At 46.4% G+C, this 19,902-nt stretch carries 10 protein-coding genes; 1 reads left to right on the top strand and 9 read right to left on the bottom strand.

Features of this window, described 5'->3' with window-relative positions; translation table 11 throughout:
* Nucleotides 1-399: 399 nt before the first annotated feature.
* The 9 genes from QUB24_RS30665 to QUB24_RS30625 all read right to left on the bottom strand — a co-directional run bounded on the left by QUB24_RS30665 (nucleotide 400) and on the right by QUB24_RS30625 (nucleotide 18,671).
* Nucleotides 400-4,962: a PAS domain S-box protein gene (locus QUB24_RS30665; RefSeq protein WP_333157341.1), complete on the bottom strand. Its 4,563-nt coding sequence runs from the start codon at nucleotides 4,960-4,962 to the stop codon at nucleotides 400-402.
* Nucleotides 4,963-6,211: 1,249 nt separating this feature from the next.
* A complete protein-coding gene (locus QUB24_RS30660) occupies nucleotides 6,212-6,355 on the bottom strand; it encodes a hypothetical protein (protein ID WP_333157340.1) in 144 nt (47 codons plus the stop codon).
* A 324-nt stretch (nucleotides 6,356-6,679) separates the two neighbouring features.
* Nucleotides 6,680-7,633, bottom strand: a complete 954-nt coding sequence (mdh, locus tag QUB24_RS30655; protein ID WP_333157339.1) for a malate dehydrogenase — start codon at nucleotides 7,631-7,633, stop codon at nucleotides 6,680-6,682.
* Between the two features lie 129 nt (nucleotides 7,634-7,762).
* Complete coding sequence (locus QUB24_RS30650; protein ID WP_333053996.1) at nucleotides 7,763-7,978, bottom strand: NAD(P)H-quinone oxidoreductase subunit O; 216 nt, start codon at nucleotides 7,976-7,978, stop codon at nucleotides 7,763-7,765.
* Between the two features lie 187 nt (nucleotides 7,979-8,165).
* A complete protein-coding gene (locus QUB24_RS30645; RefSeq protein WP_333157338.1) occupies nucleotides 8,166-9,128 on the bottom strand; it encodes a DNA-formamidopyrimidine glycosylase in 963 nt (320 codons plus the stop codon).
* A gap of 2 nt (nucleotides 9,129-9,130) precedes the next feature.
* Nucleotides 9,131-9,511 (bottom strand): photosystem I reaction center subunit IV, encoded by a 381-nt coding sequence (locus tag QUB24_RS30640; RefSeq protein ID WP_333053993.1) that lies wholly within the window; start codon nucleotides 9,509-9,511, stop codon nucleotides 9,131-9,133.
* A gap of 427 nt (nucleotides 9,512-9,938) precedes the next feature.
* Nucleotides 9,939-15,638, bottom strand: coding sequence for a DEAD/DEAH box helicase (locus tag QUB24_RS30635; protein ID WP_333157337.1), 5,700 nt, complete (start codon nucleotides 15,636-15,638; stop codon nucleotides 9,939-9,941).
* A gap of 11 nt (nucleotides 15,639-15,649) precedes the next feature.
* A complete protein-coding gene (locus tag QUB24_RS30630) occupies nucleotides 15,650-16,651 on the bottom strand; it encodes a hypothetical protein (protein ID WP_333157336.1) in 1,002 nt (333 codons plus the stop codon).
* Nucleotides 16,644-18,671 carry a hypothetical protein gene (locus tag QUB24_RS30625; protein WP_333157335.1) on the bottom strand — a complete coding sequence of 676 codons (2,028 nt, stop codon included), beginning with the start codon at nucleotides 18,669-18,671 and terminating at the stop codon, nucleotides 16,644-16,646. Before QUB24_RS30625 ends, QUB24_RS30630 begins: the two co-directional genes overlap by 8 nt.
* Nucleotides 18,672-18,889: 218 nt before the next feature.
* On the opposite strand from QUB24_RS30625, the gene QUB24_RS30620 reads away from it, so the two are divergent.
* Nucleotides 18,890-19,681: a dihydrofolate reductase family protein gene (locus QUB24_RS30620; protein ID WP_333157334.1), complete on the top strand. Its 792-nt coding sequence runs from the start codon at nucleotides 18,890-18,892 to the stop codon at nucleotides 19,679-19,681.
* Nucleotides 19,682-19,902: the final 221 nt, after the last annotated feature.

Below are 19,902 nucleotides of genomic sequence, written 5' to 3'. Positions count from 1 at the left end.
ACACTCGTAGCCTAAAGGCTACAACTGCGTTTCATCCCCGGCTTAAAAGACCGGGGTTCTCACGCGAGGCGCTATAGCAGAAGGAAGAAGGAAGAATCAATAAAATCAATCGTTTCAGCCATTAACAACGTCCTAACCGTCTTGGCGGTTGCTATATCAGGACGATGCTACCGGATTTGATATGGTTGAAAATTACCAAACTGACCACGAATTTCCAAGGTGGTACAAGCCCCCGGGTTTATCCGTGGAATCAATCCAACATCGAAAATCGAAAATCCTCAAGCCCCCGCATTTATCTCGCGCAAGTCAATCGAAAATCTAAAATCTAAAATCTAAAATCGAATGACGCACAGTAACGCTTTCGCAATTGCCAATTGCCAATTACAACTTACCCATTCCCTATGAACAATTAGCTTTGAGGGGAATCTCGATCGCCAATTCTGTACCCTGTCCGGGTGAAGAAGTGCATTTCAGCGACCCGTTGTGTCTGTCTGTAACAATTTGATAGCTAATTGACAAGCCCATCCCAGTGCCTTTACCCACAGGTTTAGTGGTAAAAAACGGGTCAAAAAGCCGAGTGCCGACAGTCTCCGGTATTCCCGGCCCGTTGTCAGCAATCCGAATGATTACTTTGCCCGCTGGCGATATTTCAGTGCGGATGCGGATGTTGCTGGGCTGTTCCCGCATTTCCTCAGCAGAACGGCGCTGATCCCGTTCTTCCAAAGCATCCAAAGCATTGCTCAAGATGTTCATAAATACTTGATTTAACTGTCCGGCATAACATTCTACTAAGGGCAGTTGAGCGTATTCTTTAATTACCTCAATTTCTGGATGATTGTGTTTAGCTTTGAGCCGGTGCTGCAAAATCATCAGGGTGCTATCTATGCCCTCGTGGATGTTGACGGCTTTCATTTCCGCTTCGTCCATGCGGGAAAATGTGCGGAGAGAAGCAACAATTTGTTGAATTCTGTCTGCACCGACTTTCATTGAAGAAAGCAACTTTGGCAGGTCTTCCATCAGAAAGTCGAGTTCAATATTGTCTACTTCTTCTTGGATTTCCTGGACTGGATCGGGATAGTGGTTTTGGTAAAGTTCGATCAGGTGTAGCAAGTCTTGGGTATAGTCGTTGGCGTGGGTGAGGTTGCCGTAAATAAAGTTAACTGGGTTGTTGATTTCGTGGGCGACTCCTGCCACAAGTTGACCGAGACTTGACATTTTTTCATTTTGAATTAACTGCGATTGAGTGCTGGTTAATTTCTGCAAGGTTTGTTCTAATTCGAGAGCTTTATTGCGAGTTTGGGCGTAAAGATCGGCTTGGTTGAGAGCGATCGCCAATTGAACTGTAACCGCTTGCAATAATTCTACTTCGCCCTCACTCCAGGGTCGCACAGCAGCGGAGTGGGCGCAGGTAACAACGCTCACTACTCCCGAAAGTGCCTGCATCGGAATTGCTAAAACAGATTGGTAGCCTAGAGAGTTAAGAGACCTTCTCCAAACAGGGTCTGCGAGCGCTCCGACATCATCGATTTGCAGCGTTTCTAGACGCAACATCTGTTCTCCTATAGTGCCGAAGTCAGAAGCTTTATAGCAACCTATTAAATCGGGAAGTTCTCTTCTGCGAGATTCTTGAATAATTTCCCAAAAAGCTTCTTCTTGTTCGCTGCGGTACCAGGAAAAATAGCACCGATCGATCTGCATGAAAGCCCGAATTTCTTGGACTGCGACAGCAATAATGCTGTCGAAATCGAGGGAATTGCGGATTTGAGTAGTGAGGTTGTTGAGCAATTTTTCTCGATCGGCCTGCTGTCTGAGTCGGGCTTCCGATCGCCTCAAGGCAATTTCTCCCCGCTTGCGATCGGTAATGTCTTCGGTGACAGCTAATAGATATTGCGGTTTGCCATCAGCATCGAGTATTGCTGTTTTCTTGGTATGAAATATCCGCGTTTCTCCTTGGCTCGTTTCAATGTCTTCTTCGGCGATTTCTACAATTTGCCCGCTATTGAGCACTTCCCGGTCTTTGGTGGTGAAAAAATCAGCTTGTTCTGTTGGGAAAAAGTCGTAATCATTTTTGCCGATTACTTCTGCTGCACTGAAACCGAGTAACTGTTCAGCTACTGGGTTCCACAGTACAAACCGCAGTTCTTGGGCATCCTTGGCAACCACTCCTACGGGTATGGTTTTGAGTACGGACTCCATAAACTGTTGGGCGTGTTGGAGTTCTGCTTCTGCCTGTTTGCGATCGCTAATATCTCGGACGTTGGCAATGACGGTGAGATTGCCGTTGAGATTAATTCTCGACAGGGCAACTTCTGCATCAAAAGTTGAACCGTCGTTGGGACGCCTCGCTTTCCATTCCACGCGGGGTGTTTCGCCTGCTAATACTCTTTCCCAAAGTTCTCCCATTTGTTCAATGGGATTGTCGGCGCTTGAATAGTCGTTTTTAATTGATAATTTTTTTGCTTGTTCGGGGCTAACTCCGTACATTTCTAACATTCGATTATTGACATCGAGAATGTTGCCTTCTAAATCGTGAATGAAGATAGCATCGTAGACATTGTTAAATATGGTTCGCAGGTTTTGCTCGGAAACTTGCAGCGCTGCTTCTGCAAGTTTTCGATCGCCAATTTCTTGTTCTAATTGGGTTACTGCTTGGGAAAGTTCGGCCGTGCGATCGCTCACTCTGTCTTCTAACTCGACTGCTGCTTGCCGCAGTGCTGCTTCGGCGGCTTTGCGATCGGTAATATCGATCACCGTACCGAACAGTTTTACCACCTTGCCGTTCACATCGGTTTCGGCTTGACCCACGGCGTTCACGTGTCGCAAAATGCCGTCGGGACGGTAAAGGCGAAAGTCAAAATCAAAAGGGATGCCTGTTGCGAGTCCCCGCTGCACTTGAGTTTGCCACAATTCCACATCTTCTGGATGAATCAGAGCTACCTGTTCGGCTATGTTGGGCGCGATGGGGGCCGGTTCGAGCCCGAAGATGCGAAAGAGTTCTTCCGACCAAGTGAGGGTTTCGGTGGCTGCGTCGAGTTCCCAATTGCCGACGTGGGCGAGTCTCTGGGCTTCTTTGAGCTGCCGCTGGCTGTTGCGGATGGCGGTTTCGGCAACTTTGCGATCGGTAATGTCGAGCGCGACGCCGGAAAATACGATTTCGCCGTTCTCGTTGCGGGTGGGCATGGAGTCGCCCTGCCACCAGCGAATCTCACCGTCGGGCTTGACTAACCGCCCTTCGTAGTGCCAGGGAGAGAGATTTTCTACCGCTTCGTTGACGGAAGCGATGTAGCTTTCCAAGTCTTCGGGGTGGACGCGGGAAATGAATGTATTCATGTGTCGCATCATTTCTGCTGCTGTGATGCCGGCGATATCGAAGATGCGATCGCTCATGTAGTCAATGCGCCAAACTCCCTGGCTGCTGCAAAATTGGAACAGAGCTCCGGGGATGGTGGCCGCGATCGTCCGGAACCTGGCTTCGCTGGCACTGAGGGCGGCAAAAGTCTGTCGCAGTTCGGCCGTGCGTGCTTCTACTCTACGCTCTAGTTCTGCGTTGGCGTGTTGTAAGGCTGCTTCTGCTCGCTTGCGATCGGTAATGTCGGCGGCTGTACCAGTGGTGCCTAGGAAGTTTCCGGTTTCGTCGTACAGGGCGATGGCGTTAAACATTAAATGTTTCATGCTGCCGTCTTTGGCAATTTGGGTGGTTTCGTACTGGAAAAGTGATTCTCCGGCAAACAGGCGGGCGAACACTTCTAAATCTTTCTGGTTTTGTTCTGGTGTCACAAAGTCGGAGAACGGGCGACCGATCATTTCTTCTGGTTCGTAACCGTAGATGTACTTAACTGCTGGGTTGACGAAGGTGTAGCGCCCGATCGCATCGACCGACCAAATCATGTCTTGGGAGGTTTCTACCAGGCTGCGGTATTTGGTTTCGCTGGCTTTGACGGCTTCTTCTGTTTTTTTGCGTTCCGTCATGTCGCGGGAGACGCCGACAGTCATGACTATTTGGCCGTCTGCGTTGCGGATCGGTGTTTTGACGGTGCTGAACAGCCGCACTTCTGAGTCGTAGCGCGTCACTGGTTCTTCGGAAATTTGCAGAGTGTGTCCGGTGTCAAATACGAAGGCGTCATCTCTGACGTACTGGAGAGTATTGTCTGGATCGGCGAAAGGTGCGTCTACGATGCCTTGAAGTTCCTCTTCAGTCATGCCGTAATAGTCGCGGAATGCTTGATTTGCCCAAACAATTTTGGATTTGGGGCCTTTGACTAATACCATATCGCCGATCGAATCGAGAATTTGGTGATATTTTTGCTCGCTGTCGCGGAGTTTCTCCTGGGCGGATTCGATTTGTGCTATTTGCTTCTGGGTTTGCAAGTGCAGTTCGGCTTGGTAGATGGCAACTGCTAAATGGTCGCCTACTTGTCTGGCAAATTCGATTTCGTCTTCTTGCCACTGGCGGGGATTGCCGCAGGAGTGAATGCACAGCAATCCCCACAAATGTTTCCCTTGCAGTAGGGGTACGACTAAGTTGGCTCGGATTTGAAACCGCTTGAGGATTTTGAGGTGACAAGGGCTCAACCGGGCTTTGTAGATGTCCGTGACTGCTTGAACGTATCCTTTGGTGTATTTGGCGGCAAATTGTTCGCCGAAGCAGTAGTCGCGGACTCTGGTTCCCAAAGATGGGCTGTATTGGGGCAGTACGTCTTCGGACACTACTTCGCCCTCATTCCATTCGGATTCGGGAAAGAAGCGGTAGACGGCGACTCGATCGGCATTTAGGAGTTGCCGAACTTCGGTGGCTGTGATTTTGAATATTGTTTCTAAGTCTAGGGATTCACGAATTTTGCTAATAACTCCCATCAGCGCTTGCAGCTTTTTGAACCAGGTTTGAGACTGCGTTTCTCTTTCTAAGTGAGCTAGTTTCTCGCGCAGGTTGATTACTTCGTGATACAGGTATTCCTGAAACATAATGCTTTTTCTTTAGTTATTTTGCGGTTTGTTATCGAGGTTGATGGCATCTCAATAGCGCTCTGCAAGTTGAGCCTGGTAACTCAAAAAGGCAAAGACCATATTCTCCTCCTTCTGCTAGCATTTAGCAGCTACTCACACTGCATTTCCGTGTTTTTTCGAGATTTGGAGGTCTATCGACCATCTTAGCTCCCGTATATTTACTGAAAAAGTTGCATAATTGGCTACTTCATATCGTTTCCGGTTGTATCGGAATGATTTAACCGCAGAGGGCGCAGAGAACGCAGAGGGAGAGAATACAGAGAGGAATAATTCCGATGCTACCGGATTTGATATCATTAGTTGTCAATTATTGAGAATAATGCTAACAAAACTTACACATAAACCGGGTTTTTTAACGTAATTAAGTCAGGTCAACTCCGAAGGTGGAAAAAAGAAACCCGGTTTGATTGCGCGATCTGGAGGAGCGTCCCTGAGTAATTTTGACATGGTTTTGGCTCGCCTTCGGTTGCAATTGTCACCTTTTTATTATCACCCCAAACTCGATTAATGGTTTCCTTGTTTTGGCGATAGAATATCCTGTTGGGAACGCCTTTATTTAACTTTGTTTAAACTGAGGCTATCGCCTTTTCTAAAGTTTTAAGTAATGCTCGATTTATCTCTCCTAAATTAGATTTTTTACAATCTTTATGGTCAGCCGAAATTTTAGCTATTTTTCCTTGCCTTCTCGTTATTTTATGCGAGGGATTGAATTTTTTCAACTGATTAAAATTCACCGAATCAGAGGTTATATCGTTTCCGGTTGTATCGGAATGATTTAACCGCAGAGGGCGCAGAGAACGCAGAGGGAGAGAATACAGAGATGAATACAGGACGATGCTACCGGATTTGATATTAGTTTTCCGTCAAACAGTTGAGGTAGTTGCAGGCTGTGGTTAAATGGGCTCAACTCAAGGGCGATTCCCTACCGCAACGAGCCCGCACGCCCGTTCGGGATAGCTTCGCACGCGCGGAGACTTTATTGCCCGATTTTTGCAATTTTTGACAAGTGTAAAAATTTTAGATAATACAAATATTTAGGGTATCACATTTTGGGATAAAGTAAAGGTATTTCAAGCTCGCTCAATAGAAATGGCGATCGCGAGGATTAAAGTTTGGGCAAAGTAATGACAAATTCCGTAGAAACTCGCATTTCACTTTCTATCTTTAAAGTGCCAGCGTGTTGGGCAATCCGATCGCGAGTGAGAGATCAGCCAAAACCGACTGCTTCTGCTGTTGGTTTAGTAATGAAGAAAGGATGGCCGATTTTTCCTTTAATTTCTAGAGAAACTCTGATGGTATTGTCGCGCAGACCAAGTTCAACTGCTTTTGCCAGTTTAGGCGTTTTTAGCAAGTTTTTGAGAGTAAATTTTATATTTATTGATCGGTTCCTTGCAGCCCCTTTTTCGGCTTGTGAAATACAGCATAACAAGCACGATCAATGATATTTATCAAAGCGCGGTTTAAATCAGAGAAGCCTACTTTCGACAGAGCGATCGCACTGTCATACTCAGTATAAATTATTATATAGCAATCCTTGCAGGAGTCGTAAATTTTTGACCCCACCCCAACCCTCCCCTTATCAAGGGGAGGGAGTAAGAAATTCACAAATGATGCGAGGATGGCTATATTGAAGCGGCGAGCGATCGGCTGCTATGATCAACCAACAGCTACAAACTTAAGAAGCCGTTTTCAATATGGCCCTCGCTTCCTCAATATTTTGGGCAACCAATTTGCCCGACTTGATAAAGGCTGCTCTTTCGGTATCGCTGAGTTCAAGTTCCACTATTTGTTCCACTCCCTGATATCCCAAGCGGCAGGGAACTCCTAAAAAGATATCTTGCACGCCGTATTCGCCGTGCAAATAAACGCAGCAAGGCAAGAGTCGCGACTGATTAAATAAAATAGATTCTACCATCAAACAGACAGAAGATGCGGGTGCAAAATAAGCACTACCAGTCTTCATTAATTCTACAATTTCTGCGCCACCGTGGCGAGTCCGCTGTACGAGTCGATCGATCGTCCCAGCATCCATAAGTTGATTGATGGGAATACCGTTGACAGTAGAATAGCGGGGCAAAGGAACCATCAAATCGCCATGAGAACCGATGACAGTTGCATTGACTTGAGAATTTGAAACGCCCAATTCCATTGCAATAAAAGTTTGAAAGCGGGCGGAGTCGAGAACTCCCCCCATCCCCATGACTCGGTGTTTGGGCAAATCCGCAGCTTCCCAAGCTAAATAAGTCATGATATCTAGGGGATTTGTGACTGTGATTAAGATTGCTTCGGGAGAATGCTCGATCGCCTGTTTTGTGGCTTCGGTGACAATTCGAGCATTGATTTTAATTAAATCTTCGCGATTGATACCGGGTTTGCGCGGCAATCCGGCGGCAATTACTATGATATTTGAGTTGGCCGTATCTGTATAATTATTTGTACCGACAATTTGGCGATCGTGACGTTCCACTCCCCTAGCTTCCATCAAATCCAAAGCCACGCCCTGTGGCCAACCCTCCACAATATCTAACAATACTACATCTGCCAGATTTTTCTCAGCAATTCGCTGGGCTAAGGTACTGCCGACTTTGCCTGCACCAATAATTGATACGCGGTTTGATGGAGAATTCATTGGGTTTTAGATTTTAGATTTTAGATTTTAGATTTTAGATTTTAGATTTTAGCAATCAGCTTAATTGGGGAAAGGTGCGCGGTGTGCACCCTTCGCTACATTAAGAACAGTGTGTTTAGTTTTGGTGAGTTACTGAAAATCTTCGAGTTGGTCTACCCGCAGCCAAATATTGGGGGTGGGAACTTTGCCAAATTTGACGAAGGCGTAGTCGCCGCGAACATCCATCACTTCGCCCTTTGTTTCAAATATATAGGAGGAAAAGCGCTGGTCGCTGGCTTTGGCTTCTAGACTGTTTTCCAATTTTTCGCGTACAGCGCGAACTATACTGCCTTTCTTGATTGCCATAACTTGCTTTGTTTAGTTTAAAAAACTATACAAATTTTAATCTAGATTTGGCTGCAAAGTCACTCGGCGATTGAAATCGCTACTAAACAAACGAAGTCACTCCAAGCTGACTAAGGAATAAAGGAGTGCGATTCGTGGGGTACATCTAAAATCTAAAATCTCAAGCCAAAAATCCATTAACTGATTCCTATGTCTGACATAGGGGGCAAAAATGAGTCGATCGCCCTGCTAATTTTATACGTTCGATGGTTGTGGAGCAAGTGCGACAGGGTTGGCCGGCGCGATTGTACACCCAAGCGACGCCACCGTAGTTGCCGTTGACACCTTGGACGTTGAGAAAATTGCTAAAAGTGGTGCCACCGGATTCGATCGCCTTCTGTAAAACTTGAATAATAGCTGTATGGATGCGCCCAATTTGCTCTGGCGTCAAATCCGCGCACAGAGTTGTGGGCATCACTCCCGACAAAAACAAAGTTTCGTCTGCGTAAATATTGCCCAAACCAGCTATCAGTGCCTGGTCTAGCAAAGCTGTTTTTATGGGTCGCGCCCGTCGGTGCAGCTTGCGGGCCAAATATTCGGTTGTAAATTCGTCTGAAAACGGTTCAGGGCCTAAGAGTTTCAGACCGATGACTGTGCTCGAAACCTCGGTTTCTGCGGGCACGTACCACATTTGCCCGAAGGTGCGCTGGTCTACAAACCGCAGTTCTTGGTTTCCCTCAAAAAACAGCCGTACTCGCGCGTGTTTTTGCAGGGGCTCGGATCGGTTCACCCACAGCAGTTGTCCTGTCATCCGCAGGTGAACGCCCAACCAGCCGGCTTTTGAAGGCAAAAGGGAGGGGTAGAAAGAAGGCGTTGGGGAAGAGTTTGGAGTTTGGGCAAGAAATTCTCCCACTCTCCCCCTCTCCCCCTCTCCCTCTCTCGCCCTTTCCCTTTCTCCTTCTGGGAATTGAGATAGTTCTGCCAGTAGATATTTGCCGCGTCTGTACCAGCGGGCGATCGACTTTCCTTTGACTTTTGTCAAAAAATCGGTCGCAGAGATTGAGCGGGCGATCGTGCTGTTTAGCAACACGTCCCCGTCCAAAATTTCTCGATCGAGGGTTGCTTGATTCAATCCCCGGCAAATAGTTTCAACTTCTGGCAGTTCTGGCACAATTAGCGTTGTTCTGTTCCTTGATTTGGCGAACCTTCGACGCTGCCGGTCACTTCGGCACCGGGTTTGCTGTCGGTCGAAGTTTTCGGCTGCTGGGGGGCTCCTCCGCTGCCGGTTTTCCGGGTTTTCTCGTCCAGCGTGGTTTGTTTGCCGCCGGAAGCTACTGGAGTCCCTGTTTTCGCTTTTGCTTTGGGTGCTGACACTTCCACTAATTCGCTTTGGGCGAAGTTGTTGGTGTTGACGCCTGCATAATTTACGCTGTTAAAGCGAACGATAACTGGGTATTTAATGCCGCTTTGGTCTACCGTAGCAACGGTGCCCACTTCTTGATACCAGAAGGATTCTTTGCGGAGAATCCGAACTGTAGAACCGCGTTGAACCATGAGCTTTGTTTCCTTTGCGATGAATAAACGGATAAAGCCATTTTTTTTACTCTAGTCGATCGCGCGACGCATTTGAAGTCTGCAAGGAAATTTTTACCTGTCGCGCCGTTTTTTGATCTGCTGTTTGTAAAGAAAAGTAAATACTTTGCTAGGGCGATCGCTGGGGTTGCAAAATAAATAAACAGACATTATCCGTTAAATACAAGCTGTGCGATCGGATCTATAAAAAACTTTACAAATAGGAGAGCGGGCCGGAGCGCCTACATAGTGCATTAATAGGATTTAGGCAGAGCCGTGGCAATCCCCCAGCAGGCCGCGTAGCCCCAAGCGCTCTGGGAATTGCCACGGATCTGCAGGAGAAGGTTGCGTAAATCCTCATTCAGTCAAGTTATCCACCATCTAGTGTGTTAATGTTTGAATCCTGCATCTAATCATCTAGCGATTGATAGCACCAACTCGGACGGCGCAGGAGATTGAAGGTATCTAGGTATCGAACTCGATCGGGCGCTTCTACTGTAGCAATCGCTTCATGCAATAAGCCTTGAGGGTTATCTACGTCCCACAAAGGATGAACGATAATAACGCTTTTATCCCCCACTGCAAAACCCGGTAAAGCGCCGAACTGTTCCCCGGAACAACTAAACGAAGCACAAAATATATCGCGCAAAGCAGTTGCATTCAGCAGCCAATTTTCTAAGTCAGGAGTAGAAAAATCCCCATTGAGTCCGCATTGAAAATTGCTGCTAGCCAATGCCCTCAGCAAGGAAAGCCCCAAACGCCAATCCAGCAGACCGTGATAGTTCATATTGCGGTACTGCTGCAAGCAATCGTAACAAGAAGAGTCGCATTTTTGGCGGTGTTGTGGTGACATAATTGCCTCAGCAAAGCTATTTTGAGAATTCAGAATTTTGTCTGTAAGGATATCTTCCCAGTGATTAGCTAGCCAATAGGTGAAGCCAGAACCGTTAGCAAGCCGATCGCTAATTACAATTTCTCCTACTTTTTTATCCTCTAATTCAACCTGTCGCAAACCGCTGATGTCTAATTCTTCCGGATCGATGTCTAACTCCTGTGCCGCTACAGCACGAACCGTGAAAGCGGCTGAGTAGAAAGCAGCTTTGACAGCAGAACCGGGTGCAATAGGATCGAGGCACAATCCATCAGGTACAGTAACGGGCTTAATTCGCAGTACGCCAGTGGTTTTTGGGGCAATTATAGCGATCGCCTCTGACTCGCCCTGGGGTTTAAACCTCACCCCGTCAGGCTTATTCTGGAATCGCTCATCAATCCACTGATCGGGTAATAGTTTGTCACCGCGTCCAAATGTGGCAGTTCCTATTGCTCCCTTAAATAGCTGTCCTCTATTGTCATTGACGCGGAAAACGCGGCCGGACTTAGAGAAAGCTATCTGAGTATTCGTGTTATTTACTAAGTTAAAATTTTGAGGTTGGGCCTCGGCGACGCTGCCTGCACCTGTAATTAACGCATCGTATTCCTCTTTAGCGTCAGCTCCAGGATTGATGCTGGTACGGAAAGCTAAAGGGACAGCCCACTGAAAAACTCGAAATCCCTGTTCCTCAGTTGCCGCGCATTTCGGACAGATTATATCTTCAAATATTGTATTAGAGGTTGCCGTATGTTGGCAGCGCTGACACCTCAACATCCATTTGCGATCGCTCACAGGTTCGCCCGCAGGAACTAACCCGTGTTTACCGTCTGAAATTAACGGTGCTGTAAACCCGATCGCGGTATAAATTCGCTTGTCTTTAGTTTTTTCGGAACCTGGTGCAAATTCCGCGACTGCTAAATCTAAATCTCGATCGATAGTAGAAACTTTCTGTTTTCTAGACGGTTCGTGATGGTACAAATCGCGCACTCTTGAAGGCATCCCGTACATCGGCAAAATCCCGCCCTCAGCGAGGCGTTCTGCCAATCCATCACCAGTCAATTCTAAGTTATTGGCGCACTCATTAATTTTATCAAACAACTGCTGACGTGCATAGTTTTCTAAGTTATCGCGATCGATACCTTCAACGCCGACTAGCAGAGAATTTATTACCTCAGTTACTTCACAAGAAGTTCCCAACCAGCGCCGAACTTGTTCGCGCCGTTCTTCCGTTTCCTTCCAATTTTGAACTGTGCCAAATTCACCGTGACTGTCCGGCTTTTTTTCCACCTCCCAGCAGTTGACACCAGCAGCAATAAATGCTAGTCTCAAACATTCTTTGGTGAGGAGGCGCTGGGCCATTTCAACCTGTGACATAGCAAGAAAAGGAACCGGCGGCGGATCGCCCGTAATTTTTTCAGGATGCCGGTAATAAAATTCATCGTGCGATCGACCGCGACAGAGAGTAAGTACAATAGCAAAAGCCTGACCCCGGCGACCCCCGCGACCCGCACGCTGCTGGTAATTAAAGCGCATCGGCGGCATATTTGCCATCACAACAGCCATTAAACTGCCAATATCAATTCCCACCTCCATTGTGGTAGTGACGCTCAAGATATCGATCGTATCTACTACAGGGATAAAATCTCTGTCTTGTTCGCCAAAATTCACGATGATGTTGCGGAAATGCCGCTGTCTTTCGGCCTGATCGTCGGTTTGGCCGGTCAACTCTTCGCAGTGCAACCGCAACGGTTGACGCTTATTTACAGCTTGGGTGGCGAAATAATTGCGATCGTACAAATCCCCGCATTTTCTATTAGGTTTCGCTGGTAAATGTGCCAAACAATTAGTACAAACACCTCCGGCGCGGTGCAGGTGATGGCGCTGGCAAGACTCGCACTGCCACACGGGGTCATCGGACACAGCAACTCGTACAGATAAATGCCGGGGATTAAGTTTAAAGTGGTGGTGTTGACCGTATTCGCAAATAGCAGATTTCAATGCGGGCTTCAATTCCTGTTCTGAAATTCCGCAAGCTTTTGCACACTCTTTAATATAATTACGCAAGTTGGAGCGCGCATCACCCCAGTCTTTCCAGTCATCCAGCGGATAATCTTGAGGTTTTCTTGGATATCTGTAAAATTCACCTAAAATTCGCAATACGCCATCGCAAATACTCTCAAATACTGAGCTTGAAACTCCGCATTGAATGGCTAGCTGTTCTAATTGATTTGGGAGTAAATTCAGGCGAATATAACCCAAGCCAGATGCTTCAATCCCAAAGTATAGGCGACTGAAAAGTGTGTCACAAACCTCGGATTTAACTTTTTCTCGAAGTGTGCTGTCTCGCCTTGTTTCTGCTTCAGGAGGCAAGTCGAGTTTCCACCCGGCGGTTGCAAAGTCAAATATTTTTGTCCAATGATGGTACTTTCCATCATAGGAAAATTCTTGGTAAAGAACATCGTTACCTGCAGGGTTAACGCCTAAGTTTACTAATCGCTGGATCAGGAGTCCCGGGTCTTGGGAATTCTCAATGCCTTCAAATAGTGCTCTGAGAGGAACTGTGCGGGTATTGCCTCTTTGCTGAATTTCGTTGAGTAGCTTCTGAGCATTATCTCGATCTTTCTGCAAAATTTTTACTGCTACAGGAGAAAGTTCTGGTTGCCAGGTCAAGTTAGCTGATTCAAGCTTTTCCTGTAACTCGCTGACAATATTGGGGTTGCGTTGAGCAAATAACTGGGCTTCAGGACGAGTAGGCTGACCATATTGTTGAATATCTTCTAATAAACGTAATTCGCCTACAGCCAACTGTCCGAGTTCATCAAAAAGTGCTTCTCGTACCAAGTCGTCGTAGTGCGATCGCTCAATGCCGTTGGATATTGAAGCGGCATCTTCGCGGCTGTCAGAAAACACAACTAATTTGCGGGATTCTGCATCTTCCGGTAACTGATAAAACAGTTCTTTGGAAAGTAATTGACTCACCTTAGAAAAACCTGTGCGGAACCAACGAACAGGCGATTTATTTTTTTTCTTAGGATGGCTGTAGTTAGCAGCACAGCAGGGACAAATGGAGGGTAATGCTCCAATAAATTCTTGCTTCTCTACAGAGAGCGATCGCAAGTGAAACAGATAGCCTTTCACCCACTGTTCGTCCGGGGAATCTGGATCTCCTAGAATAACACGACCGCTGCGGGTATCTAACGATGCTTTATCCCAGGAGGCTTTCTCGCCGCCTTCACCTTGTCTCGATGGCTGCTTCCAACCTTTGCAAACATCTTCATTAATATTTCTAAAAGGCCAAAACACGGCAAATTCAGAATACTTGCGGCGATCCAAAGCTATGGCTGTCTTGCGGTCGGGTATCCCTTCAATATCTGGTTCTGTCGGCAAAAGTTCCCATCCGTCTCCGCCATTATCCTGTCTTGTCAGCCTGTTTCCCCCAAGAAATACAGTTCTGCACTGTTCGCAATAAAGCAGTTCTAAAACTCGGTATTCGTCGTAAAGTATGGGAGGATTTTCGACAAATAGTTTGCCAACCAATCGATTTTTGCTAATTTCATTTTCTTCGCACCCATGATTCGGTTTAGTGCAAGCCCACAGCCCCTCAATATTCCTGAAAAACCAGTGCAGCCGGAAAGATGGCAAAGATTTTTGGTTCGATAAACCGCGAGTCGCTAGAAGTCCTGTTACTGCGAGTTCGAGGTTTTCATCGGGTAAGTCATTGCCGAAAATCTGTTTAGCAAAATTAGCGATCGCTACGGCGCGAATTTTGCCGTCAACTTTACAAGCATTGACCATTCTAGCACCAACTTGCGCGGTTTCAGATTCCACAATTTGACGGCAAGCACTGTATGCAGCCGTTGACTGCAACGTTTCTGCATTGTTGATTTCTGGTGCTGCTGCCAAAGCGATAAACGGTTCGCTCTCCAGAAACTCTTGACCTTCAATTGGTGGAATTTGTTCTAAATGACCCGGTATAATCTGTTGGGAATTCCATTGAGAACCAAAGAATTGATGCAAAAATTCTAAGCTTTTTGGATCGTCTGGTTCTAAAGATGCACTAGAAGCAAGAACCCGCAATTTTGGATGACCGGGATGCAGCCCCAAACGTTGCAGCAAAAGTCGCAGCAAATAAGCAACTTCTGTCCCAGAAGTACCGCGATATAAGTGCAATTCGTCAACAATTAAATGAAAGACGCTGCCATCTTTGTTTAACCATTCCTTTGTTTTCTCAAAAATATCTCGTTCGAGATCGCGCATCAGCATGATACTGAGCATAGAATAGTTGGTGATTAAGATATCTGGCGGGGCGTCTTTCATATCCCAGCGGCAGCGCATTTCGGCCCCATCTAAGCGCGGGAAAAAGAACCTCACATCTCGATCGCCAGTGCGATCGGCGTGTTCGCTAGCGCGATCGGCTGATAACTGCATCTGCTGCATTGCTTCCAGAAGTTCTTCTATTTTTTTTCCATTAGGTTTACGATTTTCTTTGTATTCATGCCCCGGTACGGGAGTAACGCCGTTGTACCTGCCAAAATAGACTCGATTGCCTTTTCTATTATCTTGAAACCAATCTCGCGCTGCTTGAGAATCTAAAGCGCGGCGCAGCCTGGTAAGCTGGTCTTCAACTAAAGCATTCATGGGATATAAAATCAAGGCGCGAACTGCTGCATCCCGCTGTTCGTGACTTCTCTGAGGAACCCGATAAGATTTCTTAAAGCTGCGTTTTTTGTTGACTAACGGATTGCATTTGTTCTGCCATTCTTCATTTTTCCACCAATCGTTAAGGTGTTGTGGTTCGGCTTTAGGCGGCTTCCAATTTATTGATTCTTTCGCGAGGTAAGCAAACAAAGGTAACAGAAAAGATTCGGTTTTTCCCGAACCTGTACCGGCAGTTACTACAGCATTGTTGCCTGCTAATGCTTGCCGTAGCATTTCGATTTGGTGCTCGTAGAGTTCGTAATTGCCTACAAGTCCGCAGGAGGCAAGCTGTTTAAAGTCTTGAAGGGCAGTTTCATCTAATCCCGGTACATTTGAAAGATCTAAATCATTGATGGTTTTACCTGATTTTTGATAGCTTGGCATCGGTTCAATCCAGGGTTCTTGATGGAATGCACCGGGTTGGCGCAGCAGTCTTTCCCGTTCTCGTTCAATTTCGGGAAATTGAGTGCCGAAAGCGGTTTTTACATAAAGTAGAAAGTTGTCGCGAATTGTGTTAAATGCGTTAATTGGATTGTGCATAAGTTACCTCACTATGTTATATCTAAAGATTGCTGCAACAGTGTCTGCCCTAATTTAGCTGCGGTCATTTCTGCTATTTGAGGGGGAATAGCGGAGAATAAATTGAATCCCTGAATTTGCGGCAGAACACGCGGCATTTTTTCATATTTTGCTGCATAACCAGAACAAAGAGTTAAGGATCTTTCTAGAAGTCGTGGCAGCTTAGCGCTGGCGGGTACTGCCATATGGAATGTGCGTTTGTCGTAGATAAGAACATTCCGCCGCAGTGCTTTTAGAACAGCGTACCTCCCCCAATCGAGGTCTATTTCCGCACACATTCCATCTTGCCACAGATAGTAAACTTTGGTGTTTCGGGATGGGTGAGTGTATTCACTAAGGCGAATGACGCCATCGGTTTCTTTTATGGATTGAAATTGTAAATAAATCGGGTCAAAGGTTTGGCTTTGCCAGTTTAGTTCTGGTTCTTTAGACCATTCGAGGGTAGCTAAGTAATCGTAAATACTGGCGGCAAAATGCAGCAAAGACCAGGCTGAAGGCGTTTCGATAAAAGGTATTTTAAGCAAATTGCCGATCGCCCTCAATTCTCCTACATCCTCCGCTTGCACGGCGACTCGCTTCGGTATCAACCCTAATTCATTGGATTGTTCTGTGACTTCCAGGTTAATGTGATGTCCCACCGACTGACAAGCCTCTGATAATTGTGCGATCGTAGCAGGCGATCGTGCTCCTGCTAAAATCGCTTGAGGAAAGCCAGCACAAGGCAACCGTACCAATACAGGGGGAGCAGCATAAACCTTACTCTTGCTGCGATCGCCGCTAAAATCAAAGTCACAGTGACCCAGGGAATTGAGAGCGCGAATTGTTTGAAGTCTTTTATTCTTAATTCCGGTATTTTCCTCCATCGCACCCGTCTCAAGATTATACAAATAATCAAAGGTTTCCTTAAAGAATAGCCAAGCAACTTCCTTTTTTGCAGAAATAACGTAGAGCAGTTTTTCGCTAGTTTCAGACACGTTCTGCCTCCTTCTGAAACTGTTTCCACAATGGTTTCAAGTTGGATCGATCTGGCGGGGAAATTATCTTGCGATCGTGCCACAATATTTCTTTCCAAGCGCGCATCTTCTTGCGGTTTTTGCACTTTGACATCGACGGTTGTGACTCTGCCAAATTGGTGCCACAAAACATTGCTTGACCGCGATGGCGACCTTTGGAAATCGCCCAAACAGGCTCCCAATCTGTAGGTAGTGATTCCGCTGGGCAGATTGCTATTTGCCCTGGTTCTTTACCTACATAGAAAATCCGCTGCTTTCCTTGTATTGGTAAAAAAGTGTTGAAGTTAAAGTCTGGAAAATCAACGCCCCGTACCAATGCGCCAGCAACGCTTGCGCTCCCATTGTCCCCGGTCAGGAGATTCCCGAAGCGATCGAACTGTGGCGCAGAAATTTCGGATGGTAAAGAATAGTTTTCTATCAAAAATAGAGAACAACGCCTGATAATTTCCTCCCCATTCCGTGCTTCAATTAGCAACTTTGTTTCCGCTGGAATATCAGCAGGTAGTTCACAAACACCTGTTGATTTCGTGCTATCTAATAGCTGATTGTTGCAATAGAGTTTGATTGATTCGCTGCCAGCTTGTAAAATTAATTTAGGCGGGGCAAAATTAAAGAATTTATTGCCTCTTTCCCGGCGGATTCCTCCATCTAACTCTAGCCGTACATTAGTAGAAAAAGCTAAAATTGGGTATTTATCTTTGATTAGCTCGTCACTGCAAGCCGCCGCCACTTTGAAAAAGTGCCATCCGCTGGGCAAACCATCTGTAATCTGCAACTTTTCAAAGCCTTGACAGCTCAATTCTCCCCATTTGGTCAGCAATTCCAAACACTCTTGATGGGCAGCTAAATAAAATGGCTGTTGAGTGGGAAGCTGCCGCACTTCGACGAAACCGGGCAATCCCTCAGTATCTCCCTTAACGAATACTCGAATGGGCGATGCTGGCAGTTTAAAACACCATTTACCGTCAGCCGATCGCATTTTTACACCTTGCAACCAATCAAACTCTGAAGCAGCCACCGTTTTTCCCTCAGACTTAGATATCAAAGGTAAAGACCAAACGCCGCTATATTCGGAACAAGAAAACGAGCTAGAATTATCTTCTAAAAATAACAACAAATCGTCTTCAGGAAATTCGTGTTTGGTACTGCAACGCAAGCTTAGGGTAGCTCGTTTGGCAATTGAATCGAGTTTGCAGCACAATCTCAACAGTCCGTAAACCTGCTTTTTATCTGAAAGTTCAGCAGTTCCATCCCAATCATGCAATTCATCAATAATCCATTCGAGCAATGCTTGGCGAAGTTCGTCGCTGTCTCTGGTTTCTTTTAACAAGTCTAGCGTCCGTTTTCGGAGTTGTTTGCACCCGTGTTTTGCTAACAAAAGTGCGATCGCCCCCTCAGCGGGATATGAAATAGGATCTAAGTCAGCAGCGGCAAAAATAGCAGGGAGCGCGCGACGCTCTTTTTCAGTCAAAAGAGTTTGGGCTATCGGCAATCCAATGTGATTTCTCTTGCCAATGCTGGTGCTGTTGAAGATACCCAATTCGCCAGATTTATCTTGATTAGACCATTTTTCTAAATCTTCCCAGAGTTCCGACATTCGGTTAAATGAAGGATACTGCCCTGTGGTAGGTTCTTCGCCTAGTAATGTTCGCAAGCGGGGATAGTAAGAATGGGCGGCAAAAGTTCCTTCAATACCGGCTGCTAAGACAAAGAGCGCTAAATAAGCGATATAAGGCGGATAGTCTAATTCTCGCTGCTGCCAATTATCCCGGCTTTGTAAGGCTTTCACGCACAAACCCTGCCTTGTCACCCCAGGAGGCCCCGTTTTGATAGCTGCAATAAAATCTGAGAAATCAACACCCCTTGCTTGACCAATATCCGTTATTAGTTTCTCTGTGACATACAGGTGAACCGTACTGCCCGCCATTTCCGGTTTAAAGAAATGAGCTGCGATTGAATTATTCCAGGTTAAATAATCCATTTTTATGTTTTATATAATTTGACGTAAATTGGTAATTTTAAGTATTATAACTCTAGTTGCTAAGCAGGTGAGTATAGAGAAACTTAATTATGTCGAAATCGCCAGCCGATATCGATTATAAGATTTGGCGATGGCGTCCGTATAGCGAACAATAATAGGGTTTATATCCGTGAAGTTACTTAGTTAAATATGATGTCGTGCGAAAATTTAATAAATTAATGACAGATAAGATCGATCGACCATTAGCAACAGTAATACTCGCGATCAGTGCTGACGGTAAAATTGCCGATGCAGTACGATCGCCCGCGAGATTCGGTTCTGCCAACGACAAAGCCCACCTCGAACAGCAAGTAGCAGCAAGTGACGCGGTTTTGTTCGGCAACGGCACTTTACAGGCTTATGGGACGACGATGAGAGTGATTTCGCCGGAATTGCTCAAACAGAGGGAACTGCAAGGGAAGCCACCACAACCGGTGCAAATTGTGTGTTCGCGATCGTCCCAATTTGACCCAAATTTGCGATTTTTCCAGCAACCGGTGCCTCGGTGGCTGCTGACGGGGCAAGACAGTAGGGAAACGGCATTGCCGTCTCCTCTCAAGAACGGGCAAGATGCCCGTTCCACAACAGATGAATTTTCTTGTGGAACAGGCATCTTGCCTGTTCATAAAAGGCTTATTGAGAATGGTGCAACATCTCAATTCGATCGAATTATCTATGCAAAAACCGCAGGTGAAGAGATTGATTGGATTGATGCGTTTCAACAGCTAGCCAGCTTCGGTATCAAAAGTTTGGCGATTCTGGGCGGGGGGAAACTGGTAGCGTCTGTGCTGGCTGCAGGCTTGGTAGACGAACTTTGGCTGACGGTGTGCCCGTTAATTTTGGGCGGCGCGGATGCACCGACACCAGTGGAGGGAAAGGGTTTTTTGGCGGATTTAGCTCCGAAATTGGAGCTTTTGGCGGTTAAACAGGTGGGACAAGAGGTATTTTTGCATTATCGGGTCGATCGATAGTCGCCCATTGTAACTGGTTCCCCGGCTCTGCCTGGGAACCCATGTAAGCGAGGCTCTGCCTCGCCAGCGCAAGGAAAATCGAGGCAGAGCCTCTGGATCTGCGTTACCAGGCAGAGCCTGGTAACAAGTGTCGAACAGGGGAAATTTTGACACTCCCTGTGCTGAAGCAACAGGGATTCTAAAGAAACTACCAAAAGGTAATTCTTGAAGGCGCTGTCAAT

This window comes from Microcoleus sp. B9-D4 (assembly GCF_036705105.1).
Taxonomy (GTDB): Bacteria; Cyanobacteriota; Cyanobacteriia; order Cyanobacteriales; family Microcoleaceae; genus Microcoleus.
Note: the sequence above shows the minus strand (reverse complement) of the source record. Positions and strands in the feature narration are given on the sequence as shown.

Excerpts from the sequence above, each read along its gene's own strand:
- QUB24_RS30665 (WP_333157341.1), bottom strand. The coding sequence starts at position 4,962 with ATGTTTCAGGAATACCTGTATCACGAAGTAATCAACCTGCGCGAGAAA.
- mdh (WP_333157339.1), bottom strand. The coding sequence starts at position 7,633 with ATGAATTCTCCATCAAACCGCGTATCAATTATTGGTGCAGGCAAAGTC.
- QUB24_RS30650 (WP_333053996.1), bottom strand. The coding sequence starts at position 7,978 with ATGGCAATCAAGAAAGGCAGTATAGTTCGCGCTGTACGCGAAAAATTG.
- QUB24_RS30640 (WP_333053993.1), bottom strand. The coding sequence starts at position 9,511 with ATGGTTCAACGCGGTTCTACAGTTCGGATTCTCCGCAAAGAATCCTTC.
- QUB24_RS30635 (WP_333157337.1), bottom strand. The coding sequence starts at position 15,638 with ATGCACAATCCAATTAACGCATTTAACACAATTCGCGACAACTTTCTA.
- QUB24_RS30625 (WP_333157335.1), bottom strand. The coding sequence starts at position 18,671 with ATGGATTATTTAACCTGGAATAATTCAATCGCAGCTCATTTCTTTAAA.
- QUB24_RS30620 (WP_333157334.1), top strand. The coding sequence starts at position 18,890 with ATGACAGATAAGATCGATCGACCATTAGCAACAGTAATACTCGCGATC.